This is a genomic window from Pseudomonas sp. B2M1-30, assembly GCF_025447575.1.
GTDB classification, from domain to species: domain Bacteria; phylum Pseudomonadota; class Gammaproteobacteria; order Pseudomonadales; family Pseudomonadaceae; genus Aquipseudomonas; species Aquipseudomonas botevensis.
The window spans coordinates 42,605-59,042 of sequence record NZ_JAOEJT010000007.1; the positions used below are offsets into that span (position 1 = coordinate 42,605).

The window sequence follows — 16,438 nt, forward strand, 5'->3', positions numbered from 1 at the left end:
TTCAGGTATCGAGGGCACCCGCCAGAAACTGCACCATGCGCTGGCGCATGGTCGCGCCTTCATTGCCCAGGCAAGCCACTGACGATCCGGCCAGGCTGTCCTGCACCAGGTCGGACGCATCGCCTGCCAGCATCAGCTGACAATCCAGACTCAACGCCAGCCGGTTCAGACGCCGTGGCAGTTCAGGGCCGGGTGCGTGATTGGAAAACAGCACCAGCGCTTGTGGCTTGATCTTTTCGCAGACCAGTGTCAGCTCGTCGAACGGCTGGCCGGTAGTCAGCACGCGAACACCCGAGTCGTTGTCGCTCAGAAACAGCGCCGCCACCAGCAGCTCCAGCTCACGGCATTGCCCGGACAGGGCACTGACAATCACCCGGCGCGGCTGCGAGCCACGCAGCATGATGATCCGGTGCAGCACCCGCGCCCGCAGGAAGCCGTCGAAGAACAACCATTCGCTGGTCTGTCCGAACGCCTCTTGGCGTTGCAGCAATTGCAGCCACAACGGCATCAGGATGTCCTGGAACACTACGGGCAAGGGATAGGAAGAAAAAATCTGTCCATAGACCCGGTCCAGTTCCTGATCGTCGAACGAACTGACCGCCCGCTGGATCTGTTCCTGCCATTGCAGGTAATCCGCCTGCACCTGGTCGTCGGAAATGATGTTCGCCAGGACCTTGCGCGGTTCGGTCTTCGCCAGGATCTTGCCGACCTTGCTCACCGCCACACCGCGATCGATCCAGTCGACAATGCTGCGCACGTGCTCGATATCGGTCATCGAATACAACCTGTGCCCACTTTCGGTGCGCGTCGGCTGGATCAGACCATAGCGTCGTTCCCAGGCACGTAACGTCACCGGGTTCACGCCAGTGAGCCGGGCCACTTCGCGGATGGGGAAAAGATCGACGCGATCAAGCGCAACAGGAGCCTCGGAATCAGGACGGATATCGGCAATGACAGGCATATGTACGTACACGTCCACTCGGCGTATTTGGATCCCATTCTACTCCTGATGCCCCATACCGATTCAAGCGCTGAACGGGTGCGGACGTCTGGAATTCGATCACCGTAATCAGGAATAATCCTTGCTTGTCAAAAAGCGCAGCCCAGCACCCCGGCGCTGCGTCAGGCGAAACTCTTATCCGGAGCGACGCCCCCGAAATACGGAGATACACAATGTCTACTTCCCCCGTCACGCTGATGGTTGCGCGTCGCGTCGCCGACGGCCGCTATCAGGACCTGATTGCCTGGCTGCGCGAAGGCGAGCAACTGGCGACCGACTTCCCCGGTTATCTCGGCTCCGGCGTGCTGGCACCGCCGCCCGGCGATAACGAATTCCAGATCATTTTCCGCTTCGTCGACGAACACACATTGCACGCCTGGGAACACTCCGCGTCACGCACGGCCTGGCTGGCCCGCGGCAGTGACCTGTTCGCCCATCCCAAAGAGCATCGCGTCAGCGGCATCGAAGGCTGGTTCGGCGCAGCCGGTCAACGTCCGCCACGCTGGAAACAGGCCGTGGCGATCTGGCTGGCGTTCTTCCCGGTGTCCCTGCTGTTCAACTTCGTCCTCGGCCCGCTGCTCGCAGAGATGAGCCTGCTGCCACGGGTGTTCGTCAGTACCCTGTGCCTGACACCGTTGATGGTTTACTTCTTCATTCCGCTGTCGACCCGGTTGCTGGCCAACTGGCTGAACGGCACGCCTGTACGTCAGTTGCCAGCCGCGCCTTCGGCACAGAACCGGTAAAGCGATCGCCAGCGCGTTTCACGCGACAGCTCCTACGGGTTCTACATCACCTGATGCAGGAGCTGTCGGCAATCTTTTGAAGCGTCTCGCTGTTATAGTTTTTGCACCCACCGCGACGCGAGCCGTTCATGACCACATCCTCCGCTCCGATCCTGATCACCGGCGCCGGCCAGCGTGTCGGCCTGCATTGCGCGCAGCGCTTGCTCGAGGACGGCCATCGAGTGATCTTCACCTATCGCAGCGAGCGCCCCGGTGTGCAGGCGTTACGCGATCTCGGCGCTATCGGCGTGTTCGCCGACTTCTCCAGCGAAGCGACGATCCTGGCCTTCATCGCCGAATTGAAGACCCGCACCGACAGCCTGCGGGCCATTATCCACAACGCGTCCGAATGGCTGGAGGAAACCCCGGGCAATGAAGCCGAGGCCTTCACCCGCATGGTCACCATTCACATGCTGGCGCCGTATCTGATCAACCTGCACTGCGCCGATCTGCTGCAACGTTCAAGCCCGGCCGACATCATCCACATCAGCGATGACGTCACACGCAAGGGCAGCAGCAAACACATCGGTTATTGCGCCAGCAAGGCCGGGCTCGACAGCCTGACCCTGTCCTTCGCCGCCCGCTATGCGCCGGCAATCAAGGTCAACGGCATCGCGCCGGCCCTGCTATTGTTCAATCCCGACGACGACGCGGCATACCGCGCCAAGGCACTGGCAAAGTCGGCGCTGGGCATCGAGCCCGGCAGCGACGTGATCTACCAGAGCCTGCGTTATCTGCTCGACAACCCTTATGTCACCGGCACCACCCTGACCGTCAACGGCGGGCGGCACGTCAAGTAAAACCGCCCAGCGAGGATGTTCCATGAGCCTGTCCCTGCCCGAGAACTATCGTGAAATCCTGATCGGCCTCGGCGAAAATCCCGACCGCGAAGGTTTGCTCGACACACCGCTGCGTGCAGCCAAGGCCATGCAATACCTGTGTCACGGTTATGGGCAGAGCGTCGACGACATCGTCAATGGCGCGCTGTTTGCCTCCGATTCCGACGAGATGATCATCGTCGCCGACATCGAGCTGTACTCGTTGTGCGAGCATCACCTGCTGCCCTTCATCGGCAAGGCCCATGTGGCTTATATTCCGACGGGCAAGGTGTTGGGGTTGTCGAAGATCGCACGGCTGGTGGACATGTTCGCCCGCCGCCTGCAGATTCAGGAAAACCTCACCCGCCAGATCGCCGACGCGATCCAGCAAGTCACCGAGGCCGCCGGAGTCGCGGTGGTCATCGAAGCCCGGCACATGTGCATGATGATGCGCGGTGTCGAGAAACAGAATTCGACCATGAACACCTCGGTCATGCTCGGCGCCTTTCGCGAGTCGAGCAACACCCGCCAGGAGTTCCTGCAATTGATTGGACGGAGCAAGTAAATGCCACAACTTCAACCGGGAATGGCGCGCATCCGGGTCAAGGATCTGCGCCTGCGCACCTTTATCGGGATCAACGAAGACGAGATCCTCAACAAGCAGGACGTGCTGATCAACCTGACCATCCTGTACGCCGCGCAAGAGGCGGTGCGGGACAACGACATCGACCACGCCCTCAATTACCGCACCATCACCAAGGCGATCATCGCCCACGTGGAGGGCAACCGCTTCGCCCTGCTCGAACGCCTGACCCAGGAGCTGCTGGATCGGGTGATGGCCAATGAGTCGGTGCTGTACGCCGAGGTCGAAGTCGACAAGCCACACGCCTTGCGCTTTGCCGAGTCGGTGTCGATTACGCTGGCGGCGAGCCGCTGAACGAGTCTGGCGCATCAGCCGCCAGGCTTTTATCATCCGCGCCACGATTTGACTGCACAGAGCCCATCATGACCGAGCAACAACGCCTCGAACTCGAAGCCGCCGCCTTCCGCCGGCTGGTCGCCCATCTGGACAGCCGCAAGGACGTGCAGAACATCGACCTGATGAACCTCTCCGGGTTCTGCCGCAACTGCCTGTCCAAGTGGTACAAGGCGGCGGCCGACGAGCGCCAGATCGAGGTCAGCCTCGATGACGCCCGTGAAGTGGTTTACGGCATGCCGTACGCCGACTGGAAAGCCCAATTTCAGCAAGAAGCCAGCGCCGAACAACAAGCGGCGTTCGCCAAAGGAAAACCCAATGAGTGATCTGAACACCCTGCGCGCCAGCCTCAAGAGCGGCGAACACGCCTTCGCCGATACCCTGGCATTCATTGCCGCCGGCTACGACTACCAGCCTCAGGCGTTCAACAACGGCGGCGTGGAAAACGCGGCCGGGCAGAACGAAGGCTCGTGCAAGATCCTCGGACTGGCCCTGCTGGAAGGCCTGAGCGATGAAGAAGCCTTGCTGGCATTCGGCGAGCACTACCGTTCGGTGGTTGCGACGCCTGAAGGCAGCGACCACGGCAATATCCGCGCGTTGATCCAGCACGGGCTGGCCGGTGTGAAATTCACCGCACAACCGCTGACCCGCCGCTGAGTTTCATCTCCCGCAGGCATCTGCGGGCACAAAAAAACCGGCCGAAGCCGGTTTTTTTGTGCCTGGGGTCTTAGAACGAAGCGTTCTGCAGACCGTCCAGGTAACGCTCGGTGTCCAGTGCCGCCATGCAGCCGGCGCCGGCCGATGTGATGGCCTGACGGTAAACGTGGTCGGCCACGTCACCGGCGGCGAAGATGCCTTCGACGTTGGTCGCGGTGGCGTTGCCTTCACGGCCGCCCTGAACCACCAGGTAGCCATCCTTCAATTCCAGCTGACCTTCGAACAGCGACGTGTTCGGGGTGTGGCCGATGGCGATGAACACGCCGTCAACCTTGATTTCATCGAAGCTGCCGTCGTTGTTCTTCAGGCGCGCACCGGTCACGCCCATGTTGTCGCCCAGCACTTCGTCCAGGGTCGCGTTCAGCTTCAGCTCGATCTTGCCTTCGGCAACGCGAGCGTTGAGCTTGTCGATCAGGATCTTCTCGGCGCGGAACGTTTCGCGACGGTGAATCAGAGTGACCTTGCTGGCGATGTTGGCCAGGTACAGGGCTTCTTCAACAGCGGTGTTGCCGCCGCCGACCACAGCCACTGGCTTGTTGCGGTAGAAGAAACCGTCGCAGGTCGCGCAGGCCGAAACGCCTTTGCCCATGAACGCTTCTTCCGACGGCAGGCCCAGGTAACGGGCGCTGGCGCCAGTGGCGATGATCAGCGCGTCGCAGGTGTAGGTGCCGCTGTCGCCGGTCAGGCTGTACGGTTTGGAAGCGAAGTCCACGGCGTTGATGTGATCGAAGACGATCTCGGTTTCAAAGCGCTCGGCGTGCTCGCGCATCCGCTCCATCAGCACCGGACCGGTCAGGCCATGGACGTCGCCCGGCCAGTTGTCGACTTCGGTGGTGGTGGTTAATTGACCACCAGCCTGCATGCCAGTGATCAGCAGTGGCTTGAGGTTGGCACGGGCCGCGTAGACCGCTGCGCTGTAACCGGCAGGACCGGAACCGAGAATGATCACTCGCGAATGACGGACTTCAGACATGAATCTGCTCCTGTTGACCGACCAGGACACCTGGCGCGGACGCCGGACGGCCGGCGGAATAAAAAAGGACTGTTGAAAGCCTTGGGGAAGGCTTGGGCACGACAGTCCTGTAAAAAGTTGGGTGCAGCGTATCGAGGGGGGCAAGATTAAGGAAATACGGTTTAACAATCCAGCTCATAGGTGGTCTCTATGCGGACACACTGACGAGATGGACGTCTTTGTTACAGTGAATGTCGATCCCGCCGCCACGCTTTCACAGGCCTGGCAAAGTCGGTAAGGTCGGCGCGTTTTCCCTTGTTCGGAGCACCTTATGCCCGCCCCTGTCCTGTCCGGCCCGCAATACCTGCGCGAAGGCCTCAAACTGGTTCTCAGCCCCGGCCTGCGCCTGTTCGTGCTGCTGCCGCTGGCAATCAACCTGGTGCTGTTCGTCGGATTGATCTATCTGGCCGGCCACCAGTTCAGCCTGTGGGTCGACACCCTGATGCCATCGCTGCCCGACTGGCTGAGTTTCCTCAGCTACATCCTGTGGCCACTGTTTGTGGTGCTGGTGCTGTTGATGGTGTTTTTCACCTTCACCCTGCTGGCCAACGTCATCGCTGCACCGTTCAACGGTTTCCTCGCGGAAAAAGTCGAGGTCGTGGTACGCGGCACGGACGATTTCCCGGCCTTCAGCTGGGGCGAACTGATCGCCATGATCCCGCGCACGCTGGCCCGGGAGATGCGCAAGCTCGGCTACTTCCTGCCCCGGGCGATCGGCCTGTTCATCCTGTCGTTCATCCCGATGGTGAACATCGTCGCCGCACCGCTGTGGCTGCTGTTCGGCGTGTGGATGATGGCAATCCAGTACATCGACTATCCGGCGGACAACCACAAACTCGGCTGGAACGAAATGCTCGCCTGGCTACGGCAGAAGCGCTGGCAGAGCATGAGTTTCGGCGGGATCGTTTATCTGGCGCTGCTGATTCCGGTGGTCAACATCCTGATGATGCCCGCTGCCGTTGCCGGCGCGACCTTGTTCTGGGTGCGCGAGCGCGGGGCCGAGAATCTGGTGACCACTGCGTGATCCGGCGCTGAGCCGGTCACAAATCCATCATCCCGACGTCACAAGCGCGACATGGCCTCAGCCGACACTGAGGTCATGACGACAGCTCTGCATATCACTCTGATCAGCGAAACCTTCCCACCGGAAATCAACGGCGTGGCCAATACCCTTGGCCGCTTGTGCGACGGTTTGCGCGCGCGCGGACATCGGGTGGAACTGGTGCGGCCCCGTCAGGGCGACGATCCGCAGCGCAGTGAAGACGACGCGCTGCTGTTGTGTCGCGGCTGGCCGTTGCCGGGTTATCCGGGGCTGCAATGGGGCCAGTCGTCGATGCACAAGCTGCTGCGTCGCTGGAAGCGTCAGCGTCCGGACGTGCTGTACATCGCCACCGAAGGACCGCTGGGATTGTCGGCATTGCGCGCGGCACGTCGCCTGGGGATTGCGGTGGTCAGCGGCTTTCACACCAACTTCCAGCAATACACCCATCAGTACGGCCTCAGCCTGCTGACCCGTTTGCTCACCCATTACCTGCGCTGGTTTCACAATCGCTCGGCCCTGACCCTGGTGCCGAGCGCCAGTCAGCGCATGGAACTGGAGCGTCGGCACTTCGAGCGGTTGGCGCTGCTCTCGCGTGGGGTCGACAGCCAGTTGTTCCATCCAGCCAAACGCCTGAATGCCTTGCGTGAGCAATGGGGCCTGGGCGAGCAGGACATTGCGGTGATTCACGTAGGGCGCCTGGCCCCGGAGAAGAATCTCGGCCTGCTCAAGCGCTGCTTCGACACACTGCGCAGCACTTATCCACAGCACAATCTGAAACTGATCGTGGTCGGCGACGGCCCGCAGCGCACGACGCTGGAAAAGCAATTGCCCGAAGCGATCTTCTGCGGTTCGCAGCGCGGCGAAGCGCTGGCGGCGCACTATGCGTCGGGGGATGTGTTTCTGTTTCCGAGCCTGACCGAAACCTTCGGCAACGTCGTGCTGGAAGCACTGGCCTCAGGCCTTGGCGTGGTGGCTTACGATCAGGCCGCAGCGGCTCAGCACATTCGCCATGGCTACAACGGCGTGCTGGCGATGCCGGGGGACGAAGAAGCGTTCTGCGATGCGGCGGCGTGGTTGCTGGAAGAGCAGGAAACCCTGCGTTGCGTGCGACTGAATGCGCGCCAGCATGCGAGCCGCCAGGGTTGGGCGACGATCATCGAGCAGTTTGAAAGTCATCTGCGCGGAGCATGCGTGGGGGAGCAGGTGCTGCCGAATGCGCCGACGCTGCGCTGATGTTTCGTGGAGTCTGGAATAGCCTTCGCGGGCAAGCCCGCGAAGGGGTCGATGCCGATGTCGCTTAAACCAGCGTCATCAGCGCGTCACGGCTGAACGGCAGGATGTCCTGCTCGCGGCCTTCACGGACTTTCTGCGCCCAGTCCGGATCCACCAGCAGCGCACGCCCCACCGCCACCAGATCGAACTCGTCGTTGTTCAGCCGCTCCAGCAGTTTTTCCAGGCTGGCCGGCTGCGCCACCTTGTCGGTGTTGACCATGAATTGCAGGAACTCGCCATCCAGGCCAACGCTGCCGACGGTGATGGTCGGTTTGCCGGTCAGCTTGCGGGTCCAGCCCGCCAGGTTCAGCTCGGAGCCGTCGAACTCCGGCTCCCAGAAACGGCGGGTCGAGCAATGGAAAATATCGACGCCAGCGTCGGACAGCGGCTTGAGGAACTCGCCCAGCGCCTCCGGGGTTTGCACCAGACGCGCGGTGTAGTCCTGCTGCTTCCACTGCGAGAAACGGAAAATGATCGGGAAACCTTCGCCGACCGCAGCCCGTACGGCCTGGATCAGTTCGATGGCGAAACGCGAACGGTTGGCCAGGCTGCCACCGTATTCGTCAGTGCGCTGGTTGCTGCCTTCCCAGAAGAACTGGTCGATCAGGTAACCGTGGGCGCCGTGGATTTCCACGCCGTCCATGCCGATGCTCTGGGCATCCTTGGCCGCTTGGGCGAAAGCGCCGATCACGTCCTGGATATCCTGTTTGGTCATGCCGTGGACCACGACCTGACCGTCCTTGAGTTTTTCCGACGGGCCATAACCCGGCACGCTGGCGTCCGGCTCGGTGCCGATACGGCGAACGCTGCCGACGTGCCACAGTTGCGGAACGATCTTGCCGCCCTCGGCATGTACCGCGTCGACGACTTTCTTCCAGCCGGCCAGCGCGGCTTCACCGTAGAAGTGCGGCACGTTCGGATAACCGTTGGACGCCTGGTGACCAACCGTGGTGCCTTCGGTGACGATCAGGCCGACCCCGGCGGCCGCGCGACGACGGTAGTACTCGATCACTTTGGAATTCGGCACGCCGCCCGGAGAGAACGAGCGGGTCATCGGCGCCATGACCACGCGGGTCGGCAGTTCGAGGGCACCGAGATGAAACGGTTTGAACAAGGCTTGAACGGGCATCGGAAAGCTCCACGAAAAGGTTATCGACGGGCAAAAGACATATGACGGCGATAATATGCGCGACGCAGCCGATCCGATAGCACTATTGATCTGAATGATTAAGGGTCAAAAGGCAGGCGAAAAAAAATCGCAGCTCGATGGCTGCGATTTTTGCGGTTTCAGCCCAGGGCTTTTTCGATCGCGGCAATCACGCTCGGATCGTCCGGCGCCGTGCGCGGCGAGAATCGGGCCAACACGCGGCCGTCCTTGCCGAGCAGGAACTTCTCGAAATTCCAGGTGATGTCACCGGGAAACTCAGCGCCCTCGCCCGCCAACAGACGGTAGAGCTGATGACGTTCGTGGCCGTTGACTTCGAGCTTGCTGGACAACGGGAAGCTCACGCCATAGTTCAGGCTGCAGAACTCCTGGATCTCCTGCTCCGAGCCCGGTTCCTGGCCGGCAAACTGATTGCACGGCAGGCCCAGCACGCTGAAGCCTTTGCCCTTGTATTGCTGATAGAGGTTTTCCAGCGCCGCGTACTGGGGCGTCAGGCCGCATTTGGAGGCGACGTTGACCACCAGCACGACTTGGCCCTTGAAGGGCGCCAGCGGTAGCTCCTGACCATCCAGGGCCTTCAACTTAAGGTCGTGAAAAGCACTCATGACGAACTCCAAGATTCCCGTGTTCTACTCGAAAACAGCCACCTGGCGAGAGTAGCAAGGATAGCCGCAGACTAAAAAGGCGCCCTCGGGCGCCTCTCCAGTTCTCTGAGCTTAGCGCAGAAAATCAGTGGTGATGGCCACCTTCGCCATGGACGTGGCCATGAGCGATTTCTTCCTGGCTGGCGTCACGAATGTCGACGACCTTCACTTTGAAGTTCAAGCGCTGACCGGCCAGTGGGTGGTTGCCGTCGACGGTGACGTCGTCGCCGTCCAGGTCACGAATGGTGACGATCTGCATCTGGCCGTCCGGCGCCGAAGCGTGGAACTGCATGCCGACTTCCAGCTCGTCGACGCCTTCGAACATGCTGCGGCTCAGGGTGCTGACCAGCTCGGCGGAGTATTCGCCGTAGGCGTCTTCCGGCTCGACGGCGACGCTCAGTTCGTCACCCTTGGTTTTGCCTTCCAGCGCCTTTTCCAGGCCCGGGATGATGTTGCCTGCGCCGTGCAGGTAAACCAGCGGAGCGCCGCCGGCGGAACTGTCGATGACCTCACCAGCGTCGTTGGTCAGGGTATAGTCGATGGAGACAGCCTTATTGGCGGCGATCAGCATGGGGCGAGACCTTTTGCATAAGAATGAAGAACGGACAAGTCTAAACAAGGATTTGCCCGAAAGCGAACACAACCCGGACAGACGGGATCAATTGGCCAGCGTGACAATCACCGGTTTCCATCAGGACGAGGACGGACACTGGGTCGCCGAGCTGTCCTGCGGCCACACCCAGCACCTGCGCCACCTGCCGCCGTGGCAATCCCGGGCCTGGGTCCTGGACCCTGTGCAACGCATTGAAAAAATAGGCCAACCCTTTGATTGCGGTTGGTGCGCACAAGGCTCGGTTAGCGATAACCTTGGCCCCTGAAAATCGGTAAAAGGCCAGCCATAGGGCCAATGCCGTTGCCATGCACCCTTAGAGAATCCGCATGCAGACTTTTTTTATCGCGCCCACCGATTTTGGTGTGGGTCTGACCTCCATCAGCCTCGGGCTGGTGCGTACCCTGGAGCGGGCCGGGCTGAAAGTCGGCTTCTTCAAACCGATCGCCCAGCCGCATCCGGGCGACACCGGCCCCGAGCGCTCCACCGAGCTGGTGGCCCGCACCCACGGTCTGAAACCACCCAAGCCGCTGGGCCTGGCCCATGTCGAGCGGATGCTCGGCGACGGCCAGCTCGATGAACTGCTCGAAGAAATCATCACCCTCTACCAGCAGGCCGCCGTCGGCAAAGACGTGCTGATCGTCGAAGGCATGGTGCCGACCCGCGCCGCCAGTTACGCCGCGCGGGTCAACCTGCACCTGGCAAAAAGCCTGGATGCCGAGGTGATTCTGGTCTCGGCCCCGGAAAACGAAGTGCTGACCGAACTGTCCGGTCGCGTCGAGTTGCAGGCGCAACTGTTCGGCGGCCCGAAAGACCCGAAAGTGCTTGGCGTGATTCTCAACAAGGTCAAGACCGACGAGAGCATGGACGCGTTCGCCACGCGTCTGAAGGAACATTCGCCGTTGCTGCGCAGCGGCGATTTCCGCCTGCTCGGCTGCATCCCGTATCAACCGGAGCTCAACGCCCCGCGTACCCGCGACGTGGCCGACCTGATGGGCGCGCAAGTGCTCAACGCCGGCGACTATGAAACCCGGCGCATGACCAAGATCATCATTTGCGCGCGCACCATGCGCAACACGGTCGAACTGCTCAAGCCCGGCGTGCTGGTGGTGACCCCAGGCGACCGCGACGACATCATCCTCGCCGTCAGCCTCGCGGCCATCAACGGTGTGCCGCTGGCCGGCCTGTTGCTGACCAGCGACACCCTGCCGGATCCGCGCATCATGGACCTGTGCCGTGGCGCGTTGCAGGCCGGGTTGCCGGTGCTGTCGGTGAGTACCGGTTCCTACGACACCGCCAACCTGCTCAACGGCCTGAACAAGGAAATCCCCGTCGATGACCGCGAGCGTGCGGAAATCATCACCGATTTCGTCGCCAGCCACCTCGACGCCAACTGGCTGCACCAGCGCTGCGGCACACCACGGGAAATGCGCCTGTCGCCAGCGGTCTTCCGCTATCAACTGATCCAGCGTGCCCAGGCCGCCAACAAGCGCATCGTCCTGCCCGAAGGCAGCGAGCCGTTCACCGTGCAAGCGGCGGCGATCTGCCAGGAACGCGGGATCGCCCGTTGCGTGTTGCTGGCCAAACCGGCGGACGTCGAAGCCGTAGCCCGCGCCCAAGGCATCGAGTTGCCGCCGGGACTGGAAATCCTCGATCCGGATCTGATCCGCGAGCGTTACGTCGAGCCGATGGTGGCCCTGCGCAAGAGCAAAAGCCTCAATGCGCCGATGGCCGAGCAGCAACTGGAAGACACCGTGGTCATCGGCACCATGATGCTGGCCCTGGATGAAGTCGACGGGCTGGTGTCGGGTGTCATCAACACCACCGCCAACACCATTCGCCCGGCCCTGCAACTGATCAAGACCGCACCGGGCTGCACACTCGTGTCGTCGGTGTTCTTCATGCTGTTTGCCGAGGAGGTGCTGGTCTACGGCGACTGCGTGATGAACCCGCACCCGAGCGCCAGCGAACTGGCGGAGATTGCCCTGCAAAGCGCCGACTCGGCCGCTGCGTTCGGCATCACCCCGCGCGTGGCGATGATCAGTTACTCCAGCGGCGAGTCGGGCACTGACGAGGAAGTCGAGAAAGTCCGCGAGGCCACCCTGCTCGCCCACGAACAACAACGTGCGCTGCTGATCGACGGGCCGTTGCAGTACGACGCCGCCGCCAACGAAACCGTGGCCCGGCAACTGGCGCCGAACAGCCCGGTGGCCGGTCGCGCCACGGTGTTCGTGTTCCCCGACCTGAACACCGGCAACACCACCCACAAGGCCGTGCAACGCAGCGCCGATTGCGTGAGCCTCGGCCCGATGCTGCAAGGCCTGCGCAAACCGGTGAACGACTTGCCGCGCGGCGCGCAGGTCGATGACATCGTCTACACCATCGCCCTGACCGCCATTCAGGCCGCCAACCGACCTATGGATCTTTAAATGCTGGATTTTCTACCTGCACCGCTGCGGGGTGTGATCGCCTCGCTGCTGTTGGCGCTGAACACGATATTGCTGTGCTCGTTCCTGTTCTGTGTCGCGCTCGTCAAAGCGCTGCCGTTCGCCTTCACCCAACGAATCGCCGGCTGGCTGATGAGCCACACCCACGAAGCCTGGATCAGCAACAACAAGGGCTGGATGAATCTGGTGCGCCGCACCCGCTGGCACATCAGCGGCTTGCAGGGTCTGGACTACCGGCATTCGTACCTGGTCACCAGCAATCACCAGAGCTGGGTCGACATTCTGGTGCTGCAATACGTGCTCAACCGGCGCATTCAGCCGCTGAAGTTTTTTCTCAAGCAGGAGTTGATCTGGGTGCCGGTCATTGGCCTGGCCTGGTGGGCGCTGGGCTTTCCGTTCATGAAGCGCTACTCCAAGGCGTACCTGGAAAAGCACCCGGAGAAAAAAGGCAAGGACCTGGAAACCACCCGCAAGACCTGTGCGAAGTTTCGTGACAACCCGGTGGGCATTTTCAACTTCGTCGAAGGCACGCGCTTCACCAAGGGCAAGCATGCCCAGCAACAATCGCCGTTCAAATACCTGCTCAAGCCCAAGGCCGGCGGCATCGCATTCGTGCTGGATGCCATGGGCGAGCAACTGGAGTCGATCGTCAACGTGACCATCCACTACCCGGGTGGACGTCCGGGGTTCTGGGACTTGTTGTGCGGCAACGTGCGCGATGTGGTGGTGCATTTCGAAGAGCTGAGAATCCCGCCCGCGTTCATCGGCAAGAACTACGATCAGGACGGCGAATATCGCCTGCAGTTCCAGGGCTGGATCAATCAGCTGTGGCATGACAAGGATGCGCTGCTTGCGCAGATGCACCGGGAGTTCCCGGATCGCCACTGATCCGACAGTCGATCAAACAAAAAGCCCGCCGATGATTGCTCATCGGCGGGCTTTTTTGTCGGCCGCCAGCGCTTAGATCATGCCGCGCTTGCGCAACAGATCCAGCACTTGCTTGACGCTTTCTTCCAGCGACAACGACTGGGTGTCGACCACGAGGTCGGCATCCAGGGGCACGTCATACGGGAAGGACTCGCCCGGGATGTTGTCGCCACCGGCCGCGTACAGGCCTTGCGGATCACGCTCGGCGCAGACAGTCGGCGAAGCCTGGACGTAGACCGTCAGCAGACGATCCTTGCCGATCAGGTCTTCGGCCTGCTTGCGACCTTCGGCACTCGGCGCGACGAACGCCGCCAGAGTCAGCAGGCCCGCTTCGTTGAACTGACGCGCAACGTGCGCGGCACGCCGCCAGTTTTCGTTACGACCGGCGCGGTCCTGCGGCAGGCCCTTGTTCAGGTCATGACGCAGGTTCTGGCCATCCAGCACGAACACCGCACGGCCCATGTCGAACAGCTTGCGCTCGACCGCGTAGGCCAGCGTGCTCTTGCCCGCGCCCGACAGGCCGCTGAACAGCACGGTCGCCGGTTGCTGGCCGAAGCGCTGGGCGCGCTCTTCAGTCGCTACATGGGCCAGTTTGCCGTGGTGCGAGGTGGCGCCATGGTTGAGCGGTTGCGCAACGATCATGCCGGCGCCGACGGTGCCGTTGGTCAAGCGATCGATGACGATGAACGCCCCGGTGGTGCGGTTGCTGTCGTAACCGTCGAGGGCGATCGGCGCGTCGAGGGCGATTTTCACCTTGCCGATTTCGTTCAGTTGCAACGCGCTCGCCGAACCTTCTTCGAGGGTGTTGACGTCGACCTTGTGGACGATGCTCGCAATCGAGCCCGGCACGTAGCTGGTGGCGCGCTTGATGTCGTATTTCTTGCCCGGCAGCATCGGCTCTTCAGCCATCCACACCAGCATCGCTTCGAAGCTGTCGGTGACCGGCGGCACGTTGTCGGCATGCACCAGCAGGTCGCCACGGGAGATGTCGATTTCGTCTTCCATGGTCAGCGTTACCGCTTGACCCGGACCGGCGTGCTCCAGTTCACCTTCGAAGGTGACGATGGATTTCACCCGGCTGCTCTTGCCCGACGGCAGCACCACGACTTCGTCGCCCTTGTGCACGATGCCGCTGGCCAGGGTGCCGGCGAAACCACGGAAGTTCAGGTTCGGACGGTTGACGTACTGCACCGGGAAACGCAGATCGGTGAAGTTGCGATCGCCCGCCACTTCCACGGTCTCGAGGATTTCCATCAGCGACTGGCCGGTGTACCACGGCGAACGCTCGGACTTGTTCACCACGTTGTCGCCTTTAAGGGCAGACATCGGCACGAAATGCAGGCTGGTCGGCTGCAACTTCAGGCCTTCGGCGAACTTCAGGTAATCGGCCTTGATCGACTCGAACACATCCTGATCGAAGCCTTTGAGATCCATCTTGTTGATCGCGACGACGATGTGCTTGATGCCCAGCAGCGAGGCGATGAAGCTGTGGCGACGGGTCTGGGTCTGCACGCCGTAACGGGCGTCGACCAGAATGATCGCCAGGTCACAGGTGGATGCACCGGTGGCCATGTTGCGGGTGTACTGCTCATGGCCGGGCGTGTCGGCGATGATGAATTTGCGTTTGGCGGTGGAGAAATAGCGGTAGGCGACATCGATGGTGATGCCCTGCTCACGCTCGGCCTGCAGGCCGTCGACCAGCAACGCCAGGTCGATGTCTTCACCGGTGGTGCCGACTTTCTTCGAATCGCGGGTGATGGCTTCCAGGTGATCTTCGTAGATCATCTTCGAGTCATGCAGCAGGCGCCCGATCAGGGTGCTCTTGCCGTCATCGACGTTACCGCAGGTCAAAAAGCGCAGCAGCTCTTTACGTTCGTGCTGGCCCAGGTAGGCGAGGATGTCCTCGCTGATCAAATCAGACTGGTGCGACATGACAACCCCTTAGAAATAACCCTGACGTTTTTTATCTTCCATCGAGCCTGCGCCATCGTGGTCGATGACCCGGCCCTGGCGCTCGGAAGTTCGCGTCAGGAGCATTTCCTGAATGATGTCCGTCAGGCTTTCGGCCTCGGACTCCACCGCGCCCGTCAACGGGTAGCAGCCAAGGGTACGGAAACGCACTTTCTTTTTGACGATGCGCGCCTTTTCTTCGTCGCTCAGGTGCTCGAGGATGCGCTCGTCATCGATCATGATCAGCGTGCCGTTCTTCTCGATCACGTCACGTTCGGCGGCGAAGTACAGCGGTACGATCGGGATGCCTTCGAGGTAGATGTACTGCCAGATGTCCAGCTCGGTCCAGTTCGACAGCGGGAAGACGCGGATCGACTCGCCCTTGTTGACCTTGCCGTTGTAGACGTTCCACAGCTCCGGACGCTGGTTCTTCGGGTCCCAGCGGTGCTTGCTGTCGCGGAACGAGTACACACGCTCCTTGGCGCGGGATTTCTCTTCATCGCGACGGGCACCGCCGAACGCGGCGTCGAAACCATGCTTGTCGAGTGCCTGCTTCAGGCCCTCGGTCTTCATGATGTCGGTGTGTTTGGCGCTGCCGTGGGTGAACGGGTTGATGTTCTGCGCCACGCCATCCGGGTTGATGTGGGTGATCAGGTCCAGGCCCAGATCCTCGACCATCTTGTCGCGGAACTTGTACATCTCCTGGAATTTCCACCGGGTGTCGACGTGCATCACCGGAAACGGCAGTTTGCCCGGGAAGAACGCCTTGCGTGCCAGGTGCAGCATCACGGCGGAGTCTTTACCGATGGAGTACAGCATCACCGGGTTGTCGAACTCGGCGGCCACCTCACGGATGATGTGGATGCTTTCCGCCTCCAGCTGTTTCAGATGCGTCAGTTTGTCGACCATGGCTACTCACGAAAGCTTTCTTATGAACGGCCAGCGGGCCGTGTTCGAGCGGGGAATCCTAGCACAGCGGCCTGCTTCTAATCAGGACGCAGGCTAGATCGAAAGGGTATATGAATATGCCCGCCTGTTTGGGGTGCGCGGGATCGAACCTGCGTCCTTCCGCCTCG

The 16,438-nt window shown here is 61.5% G+C and carries 18 protein-coding genes; 11 read left to right on the forward strand and 7 right to left on the reverse strand.

What is annotated here, in order from left to right; genetic code table 11:
• Nucleotide 1: 1 nt before the first annotated feature.
• Nucleotides 2-961 (reverse strand): MerR family transcriptional regulator, encoded by a 960-nt coding sequence (locus tag N8H74_RS15465; RefSeq protein ID WP_217830930.1) that lies wholly within the window; start codon nt 959-961, stop codon nt 2-4.
• 212 nt (nt 962-1,173) lie between these two features.
• Between N8H74_RS15465 and N8H74_RS15470 the strand changes: the two genes are divergently transcribed.
• From N8H74_RS15470 to N8H74_RS15495, 6 genes are all read left to right on the forward strand, one after another.
• On the forward strand, nt 1,174-1,743 hold the full coding sequence (locus N8H74_RS15470; protein WP_217830931.1) for an antibiotic biosynthesis monooxygenase: 570 nt from the start codon (nt 1,174-1,176) through the stop codon (nt 1,741-1,743).
• Nucleotides 1,744-1,871: 128 nt separating this feature from the next.
• Nucleotides 1,872-2,582, forward strand: a complete 711-nt coding sequence (gene folM / locus N8H74_RS15475) for a dihydromonapterin reductase (RefSeq protein WP_262148604.1) — start codon at nt 1,872-1,874, stop codon at nt 2,580-2,582.
• A 22-nt stretch (nt 2,583-2,604) separates the two neighbouring features.
• Complete coding sequence (folE, locus tag N8H74_RS15480) at nt 2,605-3,165, forward strand: GTP cyclohydrolase I FolE (protein WP_217830933.1); 561 nt, start codon at nt 2,605-2,607, stop codon at nt 3,163-3,165.
• A complete protein-coding gene (gene folX / locus N8H74_RS15485) occupies nt 3,166-3,537 on the forward strand; it encodes a dihydroneopterin triphosphate 2'-epimerase (protein WP_217830934.1) in 372 nt (123 codons plus the stop codon).
• A gap of 68 nt (nt 3,538-3,605) precedes the next feature.
• Complete coding sequence (locus N8H74_RS15490; RefSeq protein ID WP_217830935.1) at nt 3,606-3,902, forward strand: DUF1244 domain-containing protein; 297 nt, start codon at nt 3,606-3,608, stop codon at nt 3,900-3,902.
• Entirely contained in the window at nt 3,895-4,233 is a 339-nt protein-coding gene (locus N8H74_RS15495) for a HopJ type III effector protein (RefSeq protein ID WP_262148608.1), read from the forward strand. Before N8H74_RS15490 ends, N8H74_RS15495 begins: the two co-directional genes overlap by 8 nt.
• A 70-nt stretch (nt 4,234-4,303) precedes the next feature.
• On the opposite strand, the gene trxB is transcribed toward N8H74_RS15495, so the two are convergent.
• Complete coding sequence (gene trxB, locus N8H74_RS15500; protein ID WP_217830936.1) at nt 4,304-5,266, reverse strand: thioredoxin-disulfide reductase; 963 nt, start codon at nt 5,264-5,266, stop codon at nt 4,304-4,306.
• Nucleotides 5,267-5,576: 310 nt separating this feature from the next.
• Here trxB and cysZ point away from each other — a divergent pair, with 310 nt between their 5' ends.
• On the forward strand, nt 5,577-6,329 hold the full coding sequence (gene cysZ, locus N8H74_RS15505; protein ID WP_262148610.1) for a sulfate transporter CysZ: 753 nt from the start codon (nt 5,577-5,579) through the stop codon (nt 6,327-6,329).
• Nucleotides 6,330-6,380: 51 nt separating this feature from the next.
• On the forward strand, nt 6,381-7,580 hold the full coding sequence (locus N8H74_RS15510) for a glycosyltransferase family 1 protein (RefSeq protein ID WP_217830938.1): 1,200 nt from the start codon (nt 6,381-6,383) through the stop codon (nt 7,578-7,580).
• A 64-nt stretch (nt 7,581-7,644) separates the two neighbouring features.
• On the opposite strand, the gene N8H74_RS15515 is transcribed toward N8H74_RS15510, so the two are convergent.
• The 3 genes from N8H74_RS15515 to N8H74_RS15525 form a co-directional block, all read right to left on the reverse strand.
• Nucleotides 7,645-8,748 carry an NADH:flavin oxidoreductase gene (locus N8H74_RS15515; protein WP_262148612.1) on the reverse strand — a complete coding sequence of 368 codons (1,104 nt, stop codon included), beginning with the start codon at nt 8,746-8,748 and terminating at the stop codon, nt 7,645-7,647.
• A gap of 158 nt (nt 8,749-8,906) precedes the next feature.
• The gene (locus N8H74_RS15520; RefSeq protein ID WP_217830940.1) at nt 8,907-9,389 is read right to left on the reverse strand and encodes a glutathione peroxidase; all 483 of its coding nucleotides are present in this window, start codon (nt 9,387-9,389) and stop codon (nt 8,907-8,909) included.
• Nucleotides 9,390-9,513: 124 nt separating this feature from the next.
• The gene (locus N8H74_RS15525; RefSeq protein ID WP_262148615.1) at nt 9,514-9,999 is read right to left on the reverse strand and encodes a peptidylprolyl isomerase; all 486 of its coding nucleotides are present in this window, start codon (nt 9,997-9,999) and stop codon (nt 9,514-9,516) included.
• Between N8H74_RS15525 and N8H74_RS15530 the strand changes: the two genes are divergently transcribed.
• The 3 genes from N8H74_RS15530 to N8H74_RS15540 all read left to right on the forward strand — a co-directional run bounded on the left by N8H74_RS15530 (nt 9,998) and on the right by N8H74_RS15540 (nt 13,373).
• On the forward strand, nt 9,998-10,306 hold the full coding sequence (locus N8H74_RS15530) for a DUF3565 domain-containing protein (RefSeq protein WP_217831114.1): 309 nt from the start codon (nt 9,998-10,000) through the stop codon (nt 10,304-10,306). The genes N8H74_RS15525 and N8H74_RS15530 overlap by 2 nt on opposite strands.
• A 61-nt stretch (nt 10,307-10,367) precedes the next feature.
• Complete coding sequence (gene pta, locus N8H74_RS15535) at nt 10,368-12,467, forward strand: phosphate acetyltransferase (RefSeq protein WP_217830942.1); 2,100 nt, start codon at nt 10,368-10,370, stop codon at nt 12,465-12,467.
• Nucleotides 12,468-13,373: an acyltransferase gene (locus tag N8H74_RS15540; RefSeq protein ID WP_262148618.1), complete on the forward strand. Its 906-nt coding sequence runs from the start codon at nt 12,468-12,470 to the stop codon at nt 13,371-13,373.
• A gap of 72 nt (nt 13,374-13,445) precedes the next feature.
• On the opposite strand, the gene cysN is transcribed toward N8H74_RS15540, so the two are convergent.
• Together cysN and cysD are read right to left on the reverse strand one after the other, a co-directional pair.
• Nucleotides 13,446-15,344, reverse strand: coding sequence for a sulfate adenylyltransferase subunit CysN (cysN, locus tag N8H74_RS15545; protein WP_262148620.1), 1,899 nt, complete (start codon nt 15,342-15,344; stop codon nt 13,446-13,448).
• Between the two features lie 9 nt (nt 15,345-15,353).
• Nucleotides 15,354-16,271 (reverse strand): sulfate adenylyltransferase subunit CysD, encoded by a 918-nt coding sequence (gene cysD, locus N8H74_RS15550; protein WP_217830945.1) that lies wholly within the window; start codon nt 16,269-16,271, stop codon nt 15,354-15,356.
• Nucleotides 16,272-16,438 lie beyond the last annotated feature (167 nt).

Bases quoted from the DNA above. Each gene is read 5' to 3' on its own strand.
- N8H74_RS15530 (WP_217831114.1), top strand. From the start codon at position 9,998: ATGGGGCGAGACCTTTTGCATAAGAATGAAGAACGGACAAGTCTAAAC.
- folE (WP_217830933.1), top strand. From the start codon at position 2,605: ATGAGCCTGTCCCTGCCCGAGAACTATCGTGAAATCCTGATCGGCCTC.
- N8H74_RS15490 (WP_217830935.1), top strand. From the start codon at position 3,606: ATGACCGAGCAACAACGCCTCGAACTCGAAGCCGCCGCCTTCCGCCGG.
- N8H74_RS15495 (WP_262148608.1), top strand. From the start codon at position 3,895: ATGAGTGATCTGAACACCCTGCGCGCCAGCCTCAAGAGCGGCGAACAC.
- cysN (WP_262148620.1), bottom strand. From the start codon at position 15,344: ATGTCGCACCAGTCTGATTTGATCAGCGAGGACATCCTCGCCTACCTG.
- N8H74_RS15515 (WP_262148612.1), bottom strand. From the start codon at position 8,748: ATGCCCGTTCAAGCCTTGTTCAAACCGTTTCATCTCGGTGCCCTCGAA.
- N8H74_RS15520 (WP_217830940.1), bottom strand. From the start codon at position 9,389: ATGAGTGCTTTTCACGACCTTAAGTTGAAGGCCCTGGATGGTCAGGAG.
- N8H74_RS15470 (WP_217830931.1), top strand. From the start codon at position 1,174: ATGTCTACTTCCCCCGTCACGCTGATGGTTGCGCGTCGCGTCGCCGAC.
- cysD (WP_217830945.1), bottom strand. From the start codon at position 16,271: ATGGTCGACAAACTGACGCATCTGAAACAGCTGGAGGCGGAAAGCATC.
- N8H74_RS15525 (WP_262148615.1), bottom strand. From the start codon at position 9,999: ATGCTGATCGCCGCCAATAAGGCTGTCTCCATCGACTATACCCTGACC.
- folX (WP_217830934.1), top strand. From the start codon at position 3,166: ATGCCACAACTTCAACCGGGAATGGCGCGCATCCGGGTCAAGGATCTG.
- cysZ (WP_262148610.1), top strand. From the start codon at position 5,577: ATGCCCGCCCCTGTCCTGTCCGGCCCGCAATACCTGCGCGAAGGCCTC.
- trxB (WP_217830936.1), bottom strand. From the start codon at position 5,266: ATGTCTGAAGTCCGTCATTCGCGAGTGATCATTCTCGGTTCCGGTCCT.
- folM (WP_262148604.1), top strand. From the start codon at position 1,872: ATGACCACATCCTCCGCTCCGATCCTGATCACCGGCGCCGGCCAGCGT.
- N8H74_RS15510 (WP_217830938.1), top strand. From the start codon at position 6,381: ATGGCCTCAGCCGACACTGAGGTCATGACGACAGCTCTGCATATCACT.
- N8H74_RS15465 (WP_217830930.1), bottom strand. From the start codon at position 961: ATGCCTGTCATTGCCGATATCCGTCCTGATTCCGAGGCTCCTGTTGCG.
- N8H74_RS15540 (WP_262148618.1), top strand. From the start codon at position 12,468: ATGCTGGATTTTCTACCTGCACCGCTGCGGGGTGTGATCGCCTCGCTG.
- pta (WP_217830942.1), top strand. From the start codon at position 10,368: ATGCAGACTTTTTTTATCGCGCCCACCGATTTTGGTGTGGGTCTGACC.